The 16,937-nt window shown below is 38.2% G+C and carries 14 protein-coding genes; 13 read left to right on the top strand and 1 reads right to left on the bottom strand.

What is annotated here, in order from left to right:
* Nucleotides 1-235 precede the first annotated feature (235 nt).
* Complete coding sequence (locus KHA94_RS06440; protein ID WP_213102227.1) at nt 236-949, top strand: DUF554 domain-containing protein; 714 nt, start codon at nt 236-238, stop codon at nt 947-949.
* Nucleotides 950-1,057: 108 nt separating this feature from the next.
* On the opposite strand, the gene yyaC is transcribed toward KHA94_RS06440, so the two are convergent.
* Entirely contained in the window at nt 1,058-1,687 is a 630-nt protein-coding gene (gene yyaC, locus KHA94_RS06445) for a spore protease YyaC (protein ID WP_213101348.1), read from the bottom strand.
* A 507-nt stretch (nt 1,688-2,194) separates the two neighbouring features.
* Here yyaC and KHA94_RS06450 point away from each other — a divergent pair.
* From KHA94_RS06450 to KHA94_RS06505, 12 genes are all read left to right on the top strand, one after another.
* Nucleotides 2,195-3,097: a mechanosensitive ion channel family protein gene (locus KHA94_RS06450; RefSeq protein ID WP_213101349.1), complete on the top strand. Its 903-nt coding sequence runs from the start codon at nt 2,195-2,197 to the stop codon at nt 3,095-3,097.
* Nucleotides 3,097-3,294, top strand: coding sequence for a DUF951 domain-containing protein (locus tag KHA94_RS06455; RefSeq protein WP_057772405.1), 198 nt, complete (start codon nt 3,097-3,099; stop codon nt 3,292-3,294). Before KHA94_RS06450 ends, KHA94_RS06455 begins: the two co-directional genes overlap by 1 nt.
* Before the next feature lie 600 nt (nt 3,295-3,894).
* Entirely contained in the window at nt 3,895-4,995 is a 1,101-nt protein-coding gene (ychF, locus tag KHA94_RS06460) for a redox-regulated ATPase YchF (RefSeq protein WP_213101350.1), read from the top strand.
* A gap of 232 nt (nt 4,996-5,227) precedes the next feature.
* Nucleotides 5,228-5,515, top strand: a complete 288-nt coding sequence (rpsF, locus tag KHA94_RS06465) for a 30S ribosomal protein S6 (RefSeq protein ID WP_213101351.1) — start codon at nt 5,228-5,230, stop codon at nt 5,513-5,515.
* Between the two features lie 113 nt (nt 5,516-5,628).
* On the top strand, nt 5,629-6,132 hold the full coding sequence (gene ssb / locus KHA94_RS06470) for a single-stranded DNA-binding protein (RefSeq protein ID WP_213101352.1): 504 nt from the start codon (nt 5,629-5,631) through the stop codon (nt 6,130-6,132).
* A gap of 53 nt (nt 6,133-6,185) precedes the next feature.
* Nucleotides 6,186-6,422, top strand: a complete 237-nt coding sequence (rpsR, locus tag KHA94_RS06475) for a 30S ribosomal protein S18 (RefSeq protein WP_213102228.1) — start codon at nt 6,186-6,188, stop codon at nt 6,420-6,422.
* Nucleotides 6,423-7,146: 724 nt separating this feature from the next.
* A complete protein-coding gene (locus KHA94_RS06480) occupies nt 7,147-9,147 on the top strand; it encodes a methyl-accepting chemotaxis protein (RefSeq protein WP_213101353.1) in 2,001 nt (666 codons plus the stop codon).
* A gap of 210 nt (nt 9,148-9,357) precedes the next feature.
* Nucleotides 9,358-10,293, top strand: coding sequence for a YybS family protein (locus KHA94_RS06485; RefSeq protein ID WP_213101354.1), 936 nt, complete (start codon nt 9,358-9,360; stop codon nt 10,291-10,293).
* A gap of 75 nt (nt 10,294-10,368) precedes the next feature.
* Nucleotides 10,369-12,342, top strand: coding sequence for a DHH family phosphoesterase (locus KHA94_RS06490; RefSeq protein WP_213101355.1), 1,974 nt, complete (start codon nt 10,369-10,371; stop codon nt 12,340-12,342).
* On the top strand, nt 12,339-12,788 hold the full coding sequence (gene rplI / locus KHA94_RS06495) for a 50S ribosomal protein L9 (RefSeq protein WP_213101356.1): 450 nt from the start codon (nt 12,339-12,341) through the stop codon (nt 12,786-12,788). Before KHA94_RS06490 ends, rplI begins: the two co-directional genes overlap by 4 nt.
* A gap of 456 nt (nt 12,789-13,244) precedes the next feature.
* A complete protein-coding gene (gene dnaB / locus KHA94_RS06500) occupies nt 13,245-14,609 on the top strand; it encodes a replicative DNA helicase (RefSeq protein WP_213101357.1) in 1,365 nt (454 codons plus the stop codon).
* A 243-nt stretch (nt 14,610-14,852) separates the two neighbouring features.
* A complete protein-coding gene (locus tag KHA94_RS06505; RefSeq protein ID WP_213101358.1) occupies nt 14,853-16,145 on the top strand; it encodes an adenylosuccinate synthase in 1,293 nt (430 codons plus the stop codon).
* Nucleotides 16,146-16,937 lie beyond the last annotated feature (792 nt).

The following is a 16,937-nucleotide window of genomic DNA, read 5'->3' on the forward strand; positions in this document are numbered from 1 at the left end:
TGGTTTATTTTTTTTGGCTAAAACGAGAGTTTATTAGCGTACTAAGGTCGATGTGAGTTTTCGATAAAGTCTGTGCTAAAAAGATCACATAAGTAGAACAAATTTATCGAAAATAAATAAATTGAAAGTTTTAAAAAACACGAAATTTTTAAAAAATGATTGTAAGAGGCTCTTCTTCGTGGTAGTGTATGTAAATAATATTCGTATGACGAAATTTTGGAGTAAGGTGAAAAGGATGTTTCTTCTTGGTACGCTTGTAAATGGATTGTTAATCATTGTTGGTACTTTATTAGGTAAAATGCTGCATCGGATTCCTGAAAATATTAAAGGAACTGTTATGCATTCAATTGGACTGGCTGTGATCGTTCTAGGTCTGCAAATGGCCTTGAAGGGCGAGGATTTCTTAGTTGTGATTATTAGTTTGGTATTTGGGGCTGTTATTGGGGAGTATTTTGCTTTAGAGAATAAACTGAATACACTTGGGGATTGGCTAGAAAGGAAAATGGGCTCAAGCAGCCAGGGCAGTATTTCTCAAGGGTTTGTTACCGCTACTCTCATTTTTGTCATCGGTGCAATGGCGATTATTGGTGCATTAGATAGTGGGATTCGTGGAGATCATGATGTTCTTTATACAAAAGCTATTATTGACGGTTTTACTGCCTTAATATTGACGACGACATTAGGGATAGGCGTTCTCTTTTCAGCTATCCCCGTGGTAATTTATCAAGGACTTATTGCTCTTTTCGCGACACAAATTGATCAGTTTGTACCGAAGCTGCTTATGGATAGCTTTATTAAAGAAATGACTGCGACTGGCGGAGTGATGATTTTTGCCATTGGATTAAATTTGACTGGGCTAATAAAAATTCGTGTCGCTAACTTACTACCGGGTATTTTTGTTGTAGGGGTAATAGTGACAATCATGTATTATTATCAATTATATTTTTAAAGAATGATTGTGCACAACATTAAAGAAAAGGAGAGAATTGTCTTTTCTCTCCTTCCGTTATTATCATGATATTATTGCGTTAGCATTGACATAATAGAAAATAGGTGTTCAAATATGTTCTTGCTCAGAATCTAAATCCCATTTAAAGGAAGTTAAAATATGCTTTGGCTCATAGGCTAAGCTTGCTTTATAAATCCCATTTGCGATGATTTTTGCCATATTTAAGACAAGATGGAGCCTTGTATTTTGCAGGACGAAAAATTCCATAAAGCCGCTGACATTGACAATTCCTGTTATATGCATATGACCAACCTCTGGAAGCTCTTTATTTACACCAGCTCCGGGCTTTACAGGTCCCTCTCCAACTTGAATGACTCCAACACTTTTTAACCGTCCTAAACATGCATCAATGCCGATAATAAAAGGATTAAAATGTTTTTTCTTAATTTCCTCTAGTTTTTCTGTTAAATTCACTGCATGAATAGGATTTTCAAGCGTTCCATATACAAAGAAGGATGATATCTTTTTTTCCTCTAAAAATGTACCAATCAGTGGACCTAATGAATCGCCTGTAGACCGATCGGTTCCAATACAGACAAACACAATAGGACGGCTGCTAATTCCAGTAGGCAATAAATGGATAATTTCTGTTGCGAGCTTAGTGGCAGCAGTCAAATCATCATGCATGATCTTCAAAGTGCCGTCCTTTTTTTCAAACAGATTATGTTTTAAATTCATTGGTTCCACCCCTTTATATAAGAAAAACGCAAGCGCCTCGATCGACCTCAGGCATAGCGACGAGTAGGTTGTTCTTTAACGTTCTTGGCGGACTGCTATGATATCCGACGTATAGGACGAAGCCTTACTTGTGGAGCTAGACATTTCTCTAACTCATAAAAAGTTACGCTATCTAATTATTAAAAAACTCTCGCTAATCTCCATATTTCTAACAGTATACGGATAAAAATAGGAATCTATACATGCTGATAAGATTTGTTAAGTAAAACTATGTTGAAAGTCCTAAATACATATAAAACAGTAAAAGGAAGAGGTGTATCGCTACAAAATATGAATAGAAATTGTTAAAATAAATTAGTCTTTTTCATCTTTTTAGAGTCTTTTCTACTCTATGTTGCTTGCTAGAGAAAGATGAAATAAGCTTTAATAAATCAATAGGAATTTTTTAAGGGCTATGAAATCATTTAAATTTTATTGCCCGATCTATAAAGAAGTGCAGGTGAGAGAATGAGCAATATTGAAATGTTTATAAACAAACAATTAGAAAATTTTTCTAAAGAAGATGTGTGGATGGCAATTGGAGAAAGCATCTTAAAAATCTTTTTAATTATTATTTTAACGAGCCTTTTTATTAAAATAGGGAAAATGATCATTCATAAAATTTTTGAGGTAAGGGATCGCAGCTCACTTATTCGTACATCCGATCGTCGAGAAGCAACTTTAGTGAAGCTGTTAGTTAACATTCTGTTTTATTTTGCTTCCTTTTTTTCCTTCATAATGATCTTGGAAACGGTGGGGATTGACGTAAAAGCCTTGTTAGCAGGGGCTGGAATTGTTGGCTTAGCCGTTGGATTTGGTGCACAAAGCCTGGTGAAGGACGTTATAACCGGTTTCTTTATCATTTTCGAAGATCAATTTTCTGTTGGGGACAATATTCAAATAGATCAGTTTACAGGAACCGTTGTGGAGATTGGACTAAGAACAACAAAAATCAAAAATTGGACAGGTGAGGTCCATATTTTACCAAACGGAAGCATTAATCAAGTAACGAATTTTTCATTGAATAATAGTGTCGCCTTTGTAGATGTGAATATTGCATATGAAAGCGATATAAATAATGCTGAAAAAGTATTGCAGGAATTATTAGAAAAAATGCCTGAAAAATATGAGGATATAGTCAATCCACCAGAATTATTGGGTGTTCAAACAATGGATGTCTCGAATCTCACGCTTAGAGTAACCTGCGAAACATTGCCAACAAAAAATTTCTATATTGCTCGGCAATTAAGAAAGGAAATTAAGCAATGCCTTGAGGAGAATGGGATTGATGCTCCGTTTCCTCGTCTGGTTATGTATTCTCGGAGTGAAGTGAATCTTAAGAAAACAAAAGGTGAATTGGGGGGGCCATAATGGAGCAAAAGGAGTTTAACTTAAATGATGTTGTCGAAATGAAAAAACAGCATCCATGTGGAACGAATCGGTGGAAAATTATTCGGATGGGCGCTGATATTCGGATCAAATGCGAGGGCTGTGCTCACAGTGTATTAATCCCTCGTAGGGAATTTGCACGTAAAATGAAAAAGATCCTTGTGAAGCATGAGGAATAAAGCGCGTGCTTGCGCTTTTCTTATTGTCTAGCTCCAGGCACCATCGGCTCGAGGTCTTAAGCCAATCCGTCATGAAGGTTAAAAAACAACCTACACGCCGGCTTGTCTTAAGCTTGTCGCCGATAAGCGGGTGCCTTGCGCTTTTCTTATTGTCTAGCTCCAGGCACCATCGGCTCGAGGTCTTAAGCCAATCCGTCATGAAGGTTAAAAAACAACCTTCACGCCGGCTTGTCTTAAGCTTGTCACCGATAAGCGGGTGCCTTGCGCTTTTCTTATTGTCTAGCTCCAGCGCCTACCCCCGACGTACAGGACGTACTAGTGTCGACAATGCGACAGGACAGGGAAAGCTTCGTCAGCGACACATCGCACGACCAAAAGAGAAGCTTTTGGGAGGACGTCGCGTTATTGTCTACCTCGAGGTCACAAGCCAATCCTCCCAGAAAGGTAAAGAACACCTTTCCGTGAGGCTCGTCTTGTGCTATGCCTGAGGGTGACCAAGGCGCTTGCGCTTTTCTCAGTTACTCTCTATAATTGTGAGGGACTAAATGACTGAATGAAAGCTGATTTTAATAGATATTTACTATTTGAGGAGTGACATGGATGGCTTTAACAGCTGGGATTGTAGGGTTGCCGAATGTTGGAAAGTCTACATTATTTAATGCTATTACTCAAGCGGGAGCGGAGTCAGCGAACTACCCGTTTTGTACAATTGATCCAAACGTTGGGATTGTAGAAGTACCAGATGAGCGCCTAAATAAGCTAACTGAGCTTGTACAGCCGAAAAAAACAGTTCCGACTACATTTGAATTTACTGATATTGCTGGAATTGTAAAAGGGGCAAGTAAAGGAGAAGGTTTAGGAAATAAATTTCTATCACATATTCGTGAAGTAGACGCTATATGCCAGGTTGTTCGCTGCTTTGCGGATGATAATATTACCCATGTTTCAGGCAAAGTTGATCCGATTTCTGATATAGAAACGATTAACCTAGAGCTGATTTTGGCTGATCTTGAATCAGTTGAAAAGCGCATTGCTCGTGTTGGGAAATTGGCGAAGCAAAAAGATAAAGATTCGGTGTTTGAGCTTGAGATTCTTGAAATGTTAAAAGAAGCCTTTGAAGCGGACAAGCCTGCTCGTACAGTTGAATTTACTGAGGAGCAAATGAAGGTTGCAAAGGGACTTCATCTTTTAACGATTAAACCTGTTTTATATGTAGCAAACGTTGGAGAAGACGATGTTTCAGATCCAAACTCGAATGAATATGTTCAGCAAGTGAAAGAGTTCGCGAAGAATGATAATGCTGAAGTTATTGTCATTTGTGCAAAAATCGAGTCAGAAATTGCAGAGCTTGAAGGGGAAGAAAAAGAAATGTTCCTTCAAGAGCTTGGAATCGAAGAATCTGGTCTTGACCAGTTAATCCGTTCTGCTTACCATCTACTTGGCTTAGCGACTTATTTTACCGCTGGTGTTCAAGAAGTACGTGCATGGACGTTTAGAAAAGGAATGAAAGCTCCGCAATGTGCAGGGATTATCCATTCCGATTTTGAAAAAGGCTTTATCCGTGCGGAAACGGTATCCTATGATGATTTATTATTTGCTGGCAATATGGTTGCTGCACGTGAAGCAGGTAATGTTCGATTAGAAGGAAAAGAATATATTGTTCAAGACGGGGATGTTATCCACTTCCGTTTCAATGTGTAAAAGGAATCTCTGCAGAAAAATTTCTGCAGAGATTTTTTTTAGAAAGATAAGAAAGTATAAATTTTAGGGTCTATCACAGTCGCTTAGGCAGTTTAATAATTGTTCTTATTTAAAGTAAAGCATGCATTGCAAAAATGGTTATTATATGCTATACTTTCATCTTGTGAGTAATGAACAATTGCTCCTTGCCCTTTATGAAAAGGGCCGCTTAGACCAAAAGGAGGTGAATGTGATGAGAAAGTACGAAATTATGTACATCATCCGCCCAAATATTGAAGATGAGGCTAAAAAAGCTGTAATTGAGCGTTTTAACTCAATCTTAACTGAAAATGGCGCGGAATTGACTGAATCAAAAGATTGGGGTAAGCGCCGTTTAGCTTATGAAATCAATGATTTCCGCGATGGCTACTACCAATTAGTAAATGTTAATGCTGAAGCTACAGCTGTTGACGAGTTCTCTCGTTTAGCGAAAATCAGCGAAGACATTATCCGTTATATCGTAATTAAAGATGAGAAATAATAGATAAACACTTTTAACTATGAGAGTTCAAAAAGGAGGATAATCTGAACTTTTTGAACATCCTCTAAAATGTTCCATGTGAAACAATCGTTGGAAGGAAGGAGTTGATTCTGATGATGAACCGCGTTGTTCTTGTCGGACGTTTGACAAAGGATCCTGATTTACGATATACACCAAATGGAGTAGCGGTTGCTTCATTCACTCTTGCGGTTAATCGTACATTTACGAATCAGCAGGGTGAACGAGAGGCTGATTTTATTAACTGTGTTGTTTGGAGAAAGGCAGCTGAAAATGTGGCAAACTTCTTAAAGAAGGGAAGCCTTGCAGGTGTTGATGGCAGAATTCAAACTCGCAGCTTTGATGGTCAGGATGGAAAACGTGTATACGTAACAGAGGTTATGGCTGAAAGTGTTCAATTCCTCGAGCCGCGTAATAGCGCTAGAGCAGAAGGTGGAAATTTCGGTGCACCTAGAGATCAGGATTTCCCATTTGGAAATAACAACAATCAGAGTCAACAAAATAACAGAAATAATCAAGGGTATACACGTGTAGATAACGATCCATTTGCAAATGATGGTGGCCAAATCGACATTTCAGATGATGATCTGCCGTTCTAACCTGTTTTATTTTTGAACGAAATAATCATTAAAGGAGGGAAAACACAATGGCTATGGGAGGACGCAGAGGCGGCCGTGCAAAGCGCCGTAAAGTTTGCTTCTTTACAGCAAACGGAATCACTCACATCGATTACAAAGATGTAGATCTTCTTAAAAAGTTCATTTCTGAGCGCGGTAAAATTTTACCTCGCCGTGTAACTGGTACTAACGCTAAATACCAACGTAAATTAACAGTTGCGATTAAGCGTGCACGCCAAATGGCATTACTGCCGTTCGTTGCAGGTGAATAATTCTTAATAATCAAAAGCACAACAAGGACATTAAAATCCTGTTGTGCTTTTTTATTTCACATGTTCTTTGACATCAATGATTAGGATAAGGGTGGAGAATTATTATAATTACTCTTTAAGTTGCTCCAAATAATATAAGAACCATTCTCCGTTTCTACTATGATTACTCCTGTTTGCCCATTATTTGTATTATACAAGGTTGTTCCTTTTGTAACTTAGTAGCTGGAAAATTTCCAAAAAGAAGTAGATATGTTTTAACTTTTTTAATTTCCCCAATTTTTCCCCTTTGTTAAACTTACTCTTTTCTTTTTCAAACCATTCAAGTTCCGTAACATTAGAATAAATACGGCCCTCATATTTGATGATATCCGCATCTTTACCTTGATTTAGAATATCCCAAGCTGTTCTCCTTCCATCACACTAATAAGCCCATTCCCACTAAAAGAAAACAAAATAGAAGTAGAACAATTATCATACTCTGCTACAAGAAATCCATTAAAATACCAGATATACATTACTGATTATTCTCGAAATTAAAAATTTTGAAACAAAATATAAAGCTTTGTTTTTATGTTACTATTATCATGGTAAAAATGTAGGTGTTTTCATTACAAACTCAAGGTGGCATAAGCGAATTAAAGTCTTTATTAGCTAATAAATAAGTTCATGTTCGCAAAGACCCACCCCATTTATCATATTTAATACATATTAGTGGAGGAAAGATATGCTTAAATCAATTAAAGGCAAAATTATTTTATTATTTGTCCTGCTCTTAATTGTCACTCTGTCAACTGTTTCGGTTTTTGTTGGCTACCAAACAAAATCACAGTTTGAAAAAGACGTAGTTCAGCAAACAGAAAGTATTGTCTCTGAAATGAATAATACAATTGAATTATTTGCTAAGTCTTATTCTAATAGCATTCAGTACATAGCTGCATCCAAGCAAGTAATAGATTTTGTGAAATTTACAGAAAATCCTGAGTACAGCCAAGCATCAGCAGATTTAGAAAAAGAATTCGAAAATTTCATTGATAAGTATGAGGGTGTCACTTCCATTTATGCAGCAAGCGAAAATAAAGATTTAAAAATTATTCCTGCTGCTGATTTAGGCTCAGATTTTGATCCAACAACAAGAGATTGGTATAAAAATGCAGCCGAAAACCCAGATGGAGTTGTTTGGAGTGAGCCGTATGAGGACCACGCTGCAAAGAGTTATGTGGTAACTGCTTCCTATGCTGTTAAAGAAGGCTCTAAAGTTATTGGGGTTGTTGGCCTAGATATCCAACTAAAGGATATTACGAATATGATCAGTAAATTGGAAATAGGCTATAATGGCTATCCATTTGTTTTTTCAAAAGAAGGAGTAGCAATTGTTCATCCTTCTAAACAAAGTGAAAACCTTATAGACCTTCCTTTTATTAAGTCCATGTACGAGGATCAGGACGGGAAGGGCGTTGTTGACTATGAATTTGAAGGCGATGGTAAGCTGCTTGTTTACCATACGGTTCCAAGTACATCATGGAAGGTTGGGACAGCTTATTCCTATAAAGATCTGCTCGCAAGTGCAAAGAGCATTCAACTGAACATCTTGATTATCTCTATCATTGCGCTCGTTTTTGCAGGTGTTGTTACCTATTATGTAACAGCGAAGATTACGAAACCAATTTTCATCTTGAAAAAGGCTGTGAAGCAGGTAGCTGCTGGAAATTTAACGGTGAAAGCAAATATCTCTTCTAAAGATGAGATTGGCGAATTAAGCCTGGATTTTAACGATATGGTTGAAAATATGAGATCATTGCTGACAGTTGTTCAAACATCCGTTAATAATGTAACCATTTCAGCTGAAAGCTTAAGTGCTGTATCTGAAGAAACGAATGCTTCCAATGAGGAAATTGCAGCTGCCATTAATGAAATTGCCAAAGGGGCTACACAGTCTGCTGCGGAAGCGGAAACAGCCAATACGTTATCAGGTCAATTGAGTAATCAAATTAATGATATTAGTCATCATACTGGTCAAATGAATTCTTTGGCTGAGAAAGCGGATGAAATAAATCGTTCTGGCATCAGTCAAATTAGCCAATTAAAGGAATCGTTCGAAACATCGAAGGGCTTCCTTGATTCAATGGAAAATGTTATTCATGACTTAGAAAATAAAATTAAACAAATTGAAATGGTTTTGTCCACAATTACAGATATTAGCTCGCAAACGAATTTATTAGCGTTAAATGCAAGCATTGAAGCAGCTCGCGCTGGCGAATATGGAAAAGGGTTTGCCGTTGTGGCTGAAGAGGTTAGAAAGCTTGCAGAGCAGTCTGTTGCAGCAACAGATGAAGTGAAAAAAACGATCACAGATATTCAAAATGGTGCGCTCTTAGCCGTGGATTCGATGAGCAAAACAATGGAAAACTTTGATCAGCAATCAAAGGTTGTTCATGAAACCGAAACGAACTTCCACTCTATATCTGATCTAGTTGAGAAAATGAAGCAGTCCATCATCTATATTTATTCTCAGGTTGATCAGGTGACAGAAAATACAGGTGAAGTTGTAAGTGGTATCCAAAGCATGGCAGCCATGGCAGAAGAGTCTGCAGCATCTTGTGAGGAAGTGAGCGCCTCAACAGATGAGCAAGTTCATGCCTTCCAAACAGTTGCAGAATCAGCGGAAACATTAACGGAGCTAAGTAATGAATTAGAAGAAGTAGTGAATAAATTTAAGCTGAAATAGTTGAGGAGGGGATATGATTTAAGATATCCCTTCATTAGCCTGAAAAAGTATTAAATTATACTATGTATACACTTTAAAGGGATATCGTTTAAGATATCCTTTTTTAGCTGATTAGGGAAGTTTAAAATTATCGTTAAAAGTTGAACCGAACAATAATACTAGCTAAAATAGATTTTACGGGTGAAAAATCCCGGTTTAAGGGGTGAGATATTGAGAAATGTACATAAGTTAACTGAAGGTGCTGTTTTATTAGCTGCTTTCGCTGTTTTATTGTTAATAACGATCTATATTCCATTTTTAGGGATTGTCAGCAATTTATTTTTAGCCGTTCCTTTTATATTATTTGGCACAAAAAATACGCGCATGTATGCTGTCGTTTTTCTCATTGCTTCTCTCATGATTTCGCTAATTGTGGGAACAATTCTAGCTATTCCGCTGACCCTTTCCTTTGGAATGACTGGACTCGTCATTGGGCAATTAATCAAAGAGGGGAAAAGTCGAACCAGCTCGTTTATTGCAGCTACACTTGTTTTCCTCATAACTCTATTATTACAATATGCAGTTGCTGTTGTCTTTTTCAACATAAACTTTATTGAAGACATTATGAGTTTGATGACGGAAGCCTTCAATCGTTCGAGGAGTATGCTTGAAGCTTTTGGTCAAAATCCAGCAATCATGGAACAATTTGAAGCAGCGTTAAAGATGTTAGAGTCACTGACACCAAGCTTGTTCGTATTAGCCTCCTTATTTGCTGTCATTCTGATCGAATTAGTTTCATTTCCAGTTGTCAAAAGATTTGGCGTCAAGGTGGAGAACCGGAAGCCATTCAGAGAGATCGTCTTTCCTAAGAGTATTCTATGGTATTATTTAATCACTATTTTGGCCACTTTAATCTTTAAGCCTGAGGAAGGAAGCTATTGGTTTTTAGCGTTAGTCAATATTAGCTTCATTCTTCAGCTTTTGATGGTGCTGCAAGGTTTATCATTTATTTACTATATTTGTTATAAAAAAGGCATGTTAAAGGGAATTCCTATTATAGCAACAATCTTCACTTTCATTCTTCCAATTTTTCTTTATATTGTGAGGATATTAGGTATAATTGACTTAGGGTTTGATCTAAGAAAGAGATTTGAAAAGAGTGAGTAAATGTATGTTCAAGAGGAGGACTATTTCCTTAGACGCTGACCATACTCTAAACACTACTGTTTGGGAGCTGAAAACATGCCTTCATTTTTAGAAAAGCGGTCCATTCGATATCCAATTTTTGGATTGATAGGCATATTAGTGGTTCTTCTCGGAGTATTGGCGTATTATAACTGGATTTTTAGTCTCATTGGAGTACTTCTAGCTGTTCTGCCCTTTTACTTTATTTTTAAAATGGACTATATACAGAAAAAGAAGACCGAGGAGTATATATCCACTTTATCTTATCGGGTAAAAAAAGTCGGTGAAGAGGCTCTCTTGGAGATGCCGATTGGAATTATGCTGATTAATGATGATTATTACATCGAATGGACAAATCCATTTTTAACGTCATGTTTTGATGAAGATACGTTAGTGGGAAGATCTCTTTATGATGTGGCCGATTTGCTTGTTCCATTAATCAAGCAAGAAGTGGAAACGGAAATCATTACTCTTCACGATCGGAAATTCCGTGTCATTCTAAGACTTGAAGAGCGCCTGCTTTATTTTTTTGATGTGACAGAACAAACAGAAATTGAAAAGCTGTATCAAGAAGAAAGAACCGTACTATCCATTATCTTTTTAGATAATTATGATGAATTAACGCAAGGAATGGCTGACCAGACAAGAAGCAGCCTGAATAGCATTGTCACATCTATTTTGAATAAATGGGCCACAGATAATGGCGTCTTTCTAAAGAGAATATCTTCTGAAAGATTTATTGCTGTCTATAATGAACATATTCTTCAGCTTCTTGAGAAGGGGAAATTCTCCATTCTTGATGAAGTTAGAGAGACAACATCTAAGCATAATGTTCCATTAACCTTAAGTATTGGAGTCGGTACAGGTGTATCCTCGCTTCCTGAACTCGGTGTTTTGGCACAATCAAGTCTTGATTTAGCTTTAGGGCGTGGCGGCGATCAAGTGGCGATTAAGCAGACGAATGGGAAGGTAAAGTTTTACGGAGGAAAAACAAATCCGGTCGAGAAGAGGACTCGTGTGCGTGCCCGCGTAATAGCTCATGCTTTAAAAGAGCTAATCACTGAGAGTGATAAGGTTATTATTATGGGTCATCGAAATCCAGATATGGATGCAATTGGAGCAGCCATTGGGATACGAAAAATTGCTCAAATGAACCAGCGAGAGGGTTATATTGTCCTTAATCCAAACGATATTGATACGGGCATTCAAAGGCTAATGACAGAAGTTCAAAAGAATGAAGCGATGTATTCGAAGTTTATTACACCTGCGCAAGCATTAGAAATAGCAAGAGAAGACACGTTATTGGTTATTGTAGATACGCATAAGCCATCCATGGTTATTGAGGAAAGATTAATTCAAAAAATAGATCATGTTGTCGTAATTGATCATCATCGCCGAGCGGAAGAATTTATTCATAATCCATTGCTTGTATATATGGAACCCTATGCCTCTTCAACGGCGGAGCTTGTGACGGAGCTTCTTGAGTACCAGCCTAAATTTGCAAAGGTTGAAATGCTTGAAGCGACTGCTCTATTAGCAGGAATTATCGTCGATACAAAGAGCTTCTCATTAAGGACTGGTTCAAGAACCTTTGACGCGGCATCATACTTGCGTTCTCTAGGGGCTGACACAGTACTCGTGCAGAAATTTTTAAAAGAGGATGTAAATACGTACATCAAACGAGCGAAATTAATTGAACAGGTGTATTTTTATCGTGAGGGTATTGCGATTGCAAAAGGGCAGCAGAATCAGGAATTTAGTCAAGTGTTAATCGCACAAACGGCAGATACTTTATTAACGATGGATGGTGTTCTTGCTTCTTTTGTCATTTCGAAACGATCAGAGCATTCTGTTGGCGTTAGCGCACGATCATTGGGAGATATTAATGTGCAAGTTATTATGGAAAGTCTTAATGGCGGAGGGCATTTAACGAATGCAGCCACCCAGCTTGCAGATCTTTCAGTGGATGAAGTAGAAGTGCAATTACAAGCTGCTATTGAAGAATATTTGGAAGGGAGCAAAAAGGAATGAAGGTTATTTTCTTAAAAGATGTTAAAGGAAAAGGCAAAAAAGGCGAAGTGAAAAATGTAGCTGATGGCTATGCGCAAAACTTTCTTATTAAACAGGGTTTAGCCGTTGAAGCAAATCAGGCGAATGTCAGCACATTAAATGCCCAAAAGAAAAAAGAAGAAAAGCTTGCTGCAGAAGAGCTTGCTGATGCAAAAAAACTAAAGGAAAAAATGGATAAAATCACATTAGAATTCTCAACAAAAGCTGGAGAAGGCGGCCGTTTATTCGGTTCTATTACGAGTAAGCAAATTGCTGAAGAGCTCCAAAAGGCTCATAATATAAAAATTGATAAACGAAAAATTGAACTGACCGATGCAATCCGTTCATTAGGCTATACGAAGGTTTCTGTAAAGCTTCATGCTGAAGTAACGTCTACATTGAATGTCCATGTAAAAGAAGCAAACTAAATTTGGAAGTTCCATTACCAAATATACATGATAAAATAGAATAGCATGAAAAAATGTGATCGGTTCTCGCTGGTCACATTTTTTCTAAGTTTATTAATGATTGGTGAAGCTACCAAAATGAATAGATTATCGTAACTCTTTCTAAGCAGGTATTACTGTATTTCTATAATTATCTAGCTTCAAGCGCCTAGTCCAGACATACAGGACTTACTAGTGCCGACAATGCGACACGACAAGGAAAGCCTCGTCAGCGATACATCGGACGACCAAAAGGGAGCTATTGGGAGGACGTCGCGTTATTTGTTAACCTCGAGGGTCCGCCCAGAAAGTTAAAGAATAACTTTCCTGTCGGCCTTGCACAGGATGTGCTGACGCCGATGTTCGCCACAGGACGTGGCGGCCTTTAGTCGACGTTCCATTTGAAGCTTTCGCATTTCTATTAAGGAGGTTAATGAGATGAGTGATTTGATTGCTGATCGCCTTCCACCGCAGAATATGGAAGCGGAGCAGGCGGTTCTTGGTGCTATATTTCTTGAGCCATCTTCCCTCACTTTAGCTTCTGAAATATTGATTCCTGAGGATTTTTACCGTGCAGCCCACCAAAAGATCTTTAATATCATGCTAAAGCTGAATGATGAAGGGAAAGCGGTAGATTTAATTACAGTTACGGAGGAGTTAGGAGCTGCAAAGCTTCTTGAGGACACTGGCGGCGTTAGCTATTTAAGTGAGCTTGCTGGGTCTGTTCCAACAGCTGCCAATATTGAATATTACGCAAAAATTGTTGAGGAAAAATCTTTGCTACGCAGACTTATCCGTACTGCAACAGGGATTGCTCAAGATGGTTATTCTCGTGAAGATGAAGTAGAGGCTCTTTTAGGTGAAGCAGAAAAGAGTATTCTAGAAGTGGCGCAACGTAAAAATGCAGGAGCCTTTCATAATATTAAGGATGTACTTGTTCGCACTTACGATAATATTGAAATCATGCATAACCGCAAGGGCGATATTACCGGAATAGCGACCGGGTTTACGGAGCTTGATAAAATGACAGCAGGGTTCCAGCGCAACGACTTGATCATTGTAGGCGCCCGTCCTTCCGTTGGTAAAACTGCCTTTGCCTTAAATATTGCTCAAAATGTTGCCACAAAGACAGGAGAAAATGTCGCGATTTTTAGTCTTGAAATGGGTGCAGAGCAGCTTGTCATGAGGATGCTCTGTGCTGAAGGAAATATTGATGCACAAAGGCTTCGTACAGGTTCGCTTACAGACGAAGATTGGGGTAAGCTTACTATGGCGATGGGGAGTCTTTCAAATGCGGGTATTTTCATAGATGATACACCAGGCGTACGGATTACGGATATCCGTTCTAAATGCCGCCGCTTGAAGCAGGAGCATGGTCTGGGTATGATTTTAATTGACTATTTACAGCTTATTCTCGGAAGCGGGCGGTCAGGAGAAAACCGTCAGCAGGAAGTATCGGAAATTTCACGTTCATTAAAACAATTGGCTCGTGAATTACAGGTTCCGGTTATTGCTCTTTCTCAGCTATCCCGTGGGGTGGAACAACGTCAGGATAAGAGACCTATGATGTCAGATATTCGTGAATCCGGAAGTATTGAGCAGGATGCTGATATTGTTGCATTCTTATATCGTGATGATTATTATGACAAAGAATCAGAGAATCAAAATATAATTGAGATCATCATTGCTAAACAGCGTAATGGTCCTGTTGGTACTGTATCGCTTGCTTTCGCTAAAGAGTATAATAAATTCGTAAACTTAGAGAGACGCTTTGATGATTCTGCTGTTCCTTCTGGTGCGTAGAGAACTAGTTTAATGGCTAGTTCTTTTTCTATTTTCATAATTTGGAATATTGACGAACGAATTTTCATATTTTCATTGAAACGTTCGTGTTTTATTGACTTTTGGCTGTGTAAATTGATAAAATGAGAATGTTTGAAATGGATATAAGAAAACACCACTTTTTGTGGTGACACATGAAATAGAACATTTTGTACATTATAGAGCAGGATAAAAATGATTAGGAAATTCGGAGGTGCTTTTAGTATGTCATCAGTAGTTGTAGTAGGAACACAGTGGGGAGACGAAGGTAAAGGAAAAATTACGGATTTCTTATCTGAAAATGCTGAAGTCATTGCACGTTATCAAGGTGGAAATAATGCGGGTCATACGATTAAGTTTAATGGTGAAACTTATAAGCTGCATTTAATTCCATCAGGAATTTTTTACAAAGATAAAATAAGCGTAATTGGAAATGGAATGGTTGTAGACCCGAAAGCTCTAGTTAAAGAACTTGCCTACCTTCACGATAAAGGAGTTACAACTGACAACCTCCGTATTAGCAACCGTGCCCATGTTATTCTGCCATATCATTTAAAATTAGATGAAGTTGAAGAAGATCGTAAAGGCGCGAATAAAATTGGAACGACTAAAAAGGGAATTGGCCCTGCTTATATGGATAAAGCAGCTCGTATCGGAATCCGAATTGCTGATTTATTAGATCGTGAAGTTTTTGAAGAAAAGCTTGCCCGTAATCTTGAAGAAAAGAATCGATTATTCGAGCGCATATATGAAACACAAGGAATTACGAAAGAAGAAATCTTAGACGAATATTATGAGTATGGCCAGCAGATTAAGCAATATGTGTGTGATACATCTGTTGTTCTTAATGATGCTCTTGATGAAGGCCGCAGAGTCCTTTTTGAAGGGGCACAAGGTGTGATGCTTGATATTGACCAGGGTACGTACCCATTTGTTACCTCTTCAAACCCTGTTGCTGGAGGCGTCACAATCGGTTCTGGTGTGGGTCCTTCGAAAATTAAGCATGTTGTCGGAGTATGTAAAGCTTATACAACACGTGTTGGAGATGGTCCTTTCCCAACGGAGCTTGATAATGAAATCGGTCATCAAATCCGTGAAGTCGGCCGTGAATACGGTACTACAACAGGTCGTCCTCGCCGTGTTGGCTGGTTCGATAGTGTAGTTGTTCGCCATGCTCGCCGTGTAAGTGGACTTACAGATTTATCTTTGAACTCAATTGACGTATTAACAGGCATTGAAACACTGAAAATCTGTGTCGCTTATCGTTATAAAGGGGAAGTGATTGAAGAATTCCCTGCAAGCTTAAAGGTTTTAGCCGAATGTGAGCCAGTCTATGAAGAACTGCCTGGTTGGACAGATGATATTACTGGCTGTAAATCATTAGACGAGCTGCCTGTAAATGCCCGTCATTACATTGAGCGTGTATCTCAATTAACAGGTATCCCACTTTCAATCTTCTCAGTTGGTCCTGACCGCACACAGACAAACGTAGTGAGAAGCCCTTGGCGTCAAAACTAAAAGCGATAGATTGAAAAAAATCTGTTCATAGATCAAAACCGCAGTGCAATTCGAAAGAGAATTTACACTGTGGTTTTATTTTTACTCTTTGTAAATGTTGATCTATCTTAAAGCTTAATCGTACCAGTGAATCGGAAAAAAGGAAGCAATCGGTCACGAATAAAGACTAATCGTACCCATGAAGTAGAAAAAAGAGAGATATCGGTCACGAATAAAGGCTAATCGTACCCGTGAAGTAGAAAAAAGAGAGATACCGGTCACGAATAAAGACTAATCGTACCCGTGAAGTAGAAAAAAGAGAAATACCGGTCACGAATAAAGAGTAATCGTACCCGTGAAGTAGAAAAAAGAGAGATACCGGTCACGAATAAAGACTAATCGTACCCGTGAAGTAGAAAAAAGAGAGATACCGGTCACGAATAAAGGCTAATCGTACCCGTGAAGTAGAAAAAAGAGAGATATCGGTCACGAATAAAGACTAATCGTACCCGTGAAGTAGAAAAAAGAGAGATATCGGTAACAAATAAAGGCTAATCGTACCCGTAAAGTAGAAAAAAGAGAAATACCGGTCACGAATAAAGAGTAATCGTACCCGTGAAGTAGAAAAAAGAGAAATACCGGTCACGAATAAAGAGTAATCGTACCCGTGAAGTAGAAAAAAGAGAAATACCGGTCACGAATAAAGGCTAATCGTACCCATAAATGAGAAAAAAAGATACCGTGCATGATGAAAATATCTCTACACCTCTTAATTACGAACACAAGTTGAATGCTAGCCTACATATCTGATAA

The sequence above is a fragment of the Cytobacillus citreus genome (assembly GCF_018343665.1).
Lineage (GTDB): Bacteria > Bacillota > Bacilli > Bacillales > Cytobacillaceae > Cytobacillus > Cytobacillus citreus.

Coding starts and splice junctions, on each gene's coding strand:
- KHA94_RS06440 (WP_213102227.1), top strand. CDS start 236: ATGTTTCTTCTTGGTACGCTTGTAAATGGATTGTTAATCATTGTTGGT.
- yyaC (WP_213101348.1), bottom strand. CDS start 1,687: ATGAATTTAAAACATAATCTGTTTGAAAAAAAGGACGGCACTTTGAAG.
- KHA94_RS06450 (WP_213101349.1), top strand. CDS start 2,195: ATGAGCAATATTGAAATGTTTATAAACAAACAATTAGAAAATTTTTCT.
- KHA94_RS06455 (WP_057772405.1), top strand. CDS start 3,097: ATGGAGCAAAAGGAGTTTAACTTAAATGATGTTGTCGAAATGAAAAAA.
- ychF (WP_213101350.1), top strand. CDS start 3,895: ATGGCTTTAACAGCTGGGATTGTAGGGTTGCCGAATGTTGGAAAGTCT.
- rpsF (WP_213101351.1), top strand. CDS start 5,228: ATGAGAAAGTACGAAATTATGTACATCATCCGCCCAAATATTGAAGAT.
- ssb (WP_213101352.1), top strand. CDS start 5,629: ATGATGAACCGCGTTGTTCTTGTCGGACGTTTGACAAAGGATCCTGAT.
- rpsR (WP_213102228.1), top strand. CDS start 6,186: ATGGGAGGACGCAGAGGCGGCCGTGCAAAGCGCCGTAAAGTTTGCTTC.
- KHA94_RS06480 (WP_213101353.1), top strand. CDS start 7,147: ATGCTTAAATCAATTAAAGGCAAAATTATTTTATTATTTGTCCTGCTC.
- KHA94_RS06490 (WP_213101355.1), top strand. CDS start 10,369: ATGCCTTCATTTTTAGAAAAGCGGTCCATTCGATATCCAATTTTTGGA.
- rplI (WP_213101356.1), top strand. CDS start 12,339: ATGAAGGTTATTTTCTTAAAAGATGTTAAAGGAAAAGGCAAAAAAGGC.
- dnaB (WP_213101357.1), top strand. CDS start 13,245: ATGAGTGATTTGATTGCTGATCGCCTTCCACCGCAGAATATGGAAGCG.
- KHA94_RS06505 (WP_213101358.1), top strand. CDS start 14,853: ATGTCATCAGTAGTTGTAGTAGGAACACAGTGGGGAGACGAAGGTAAA.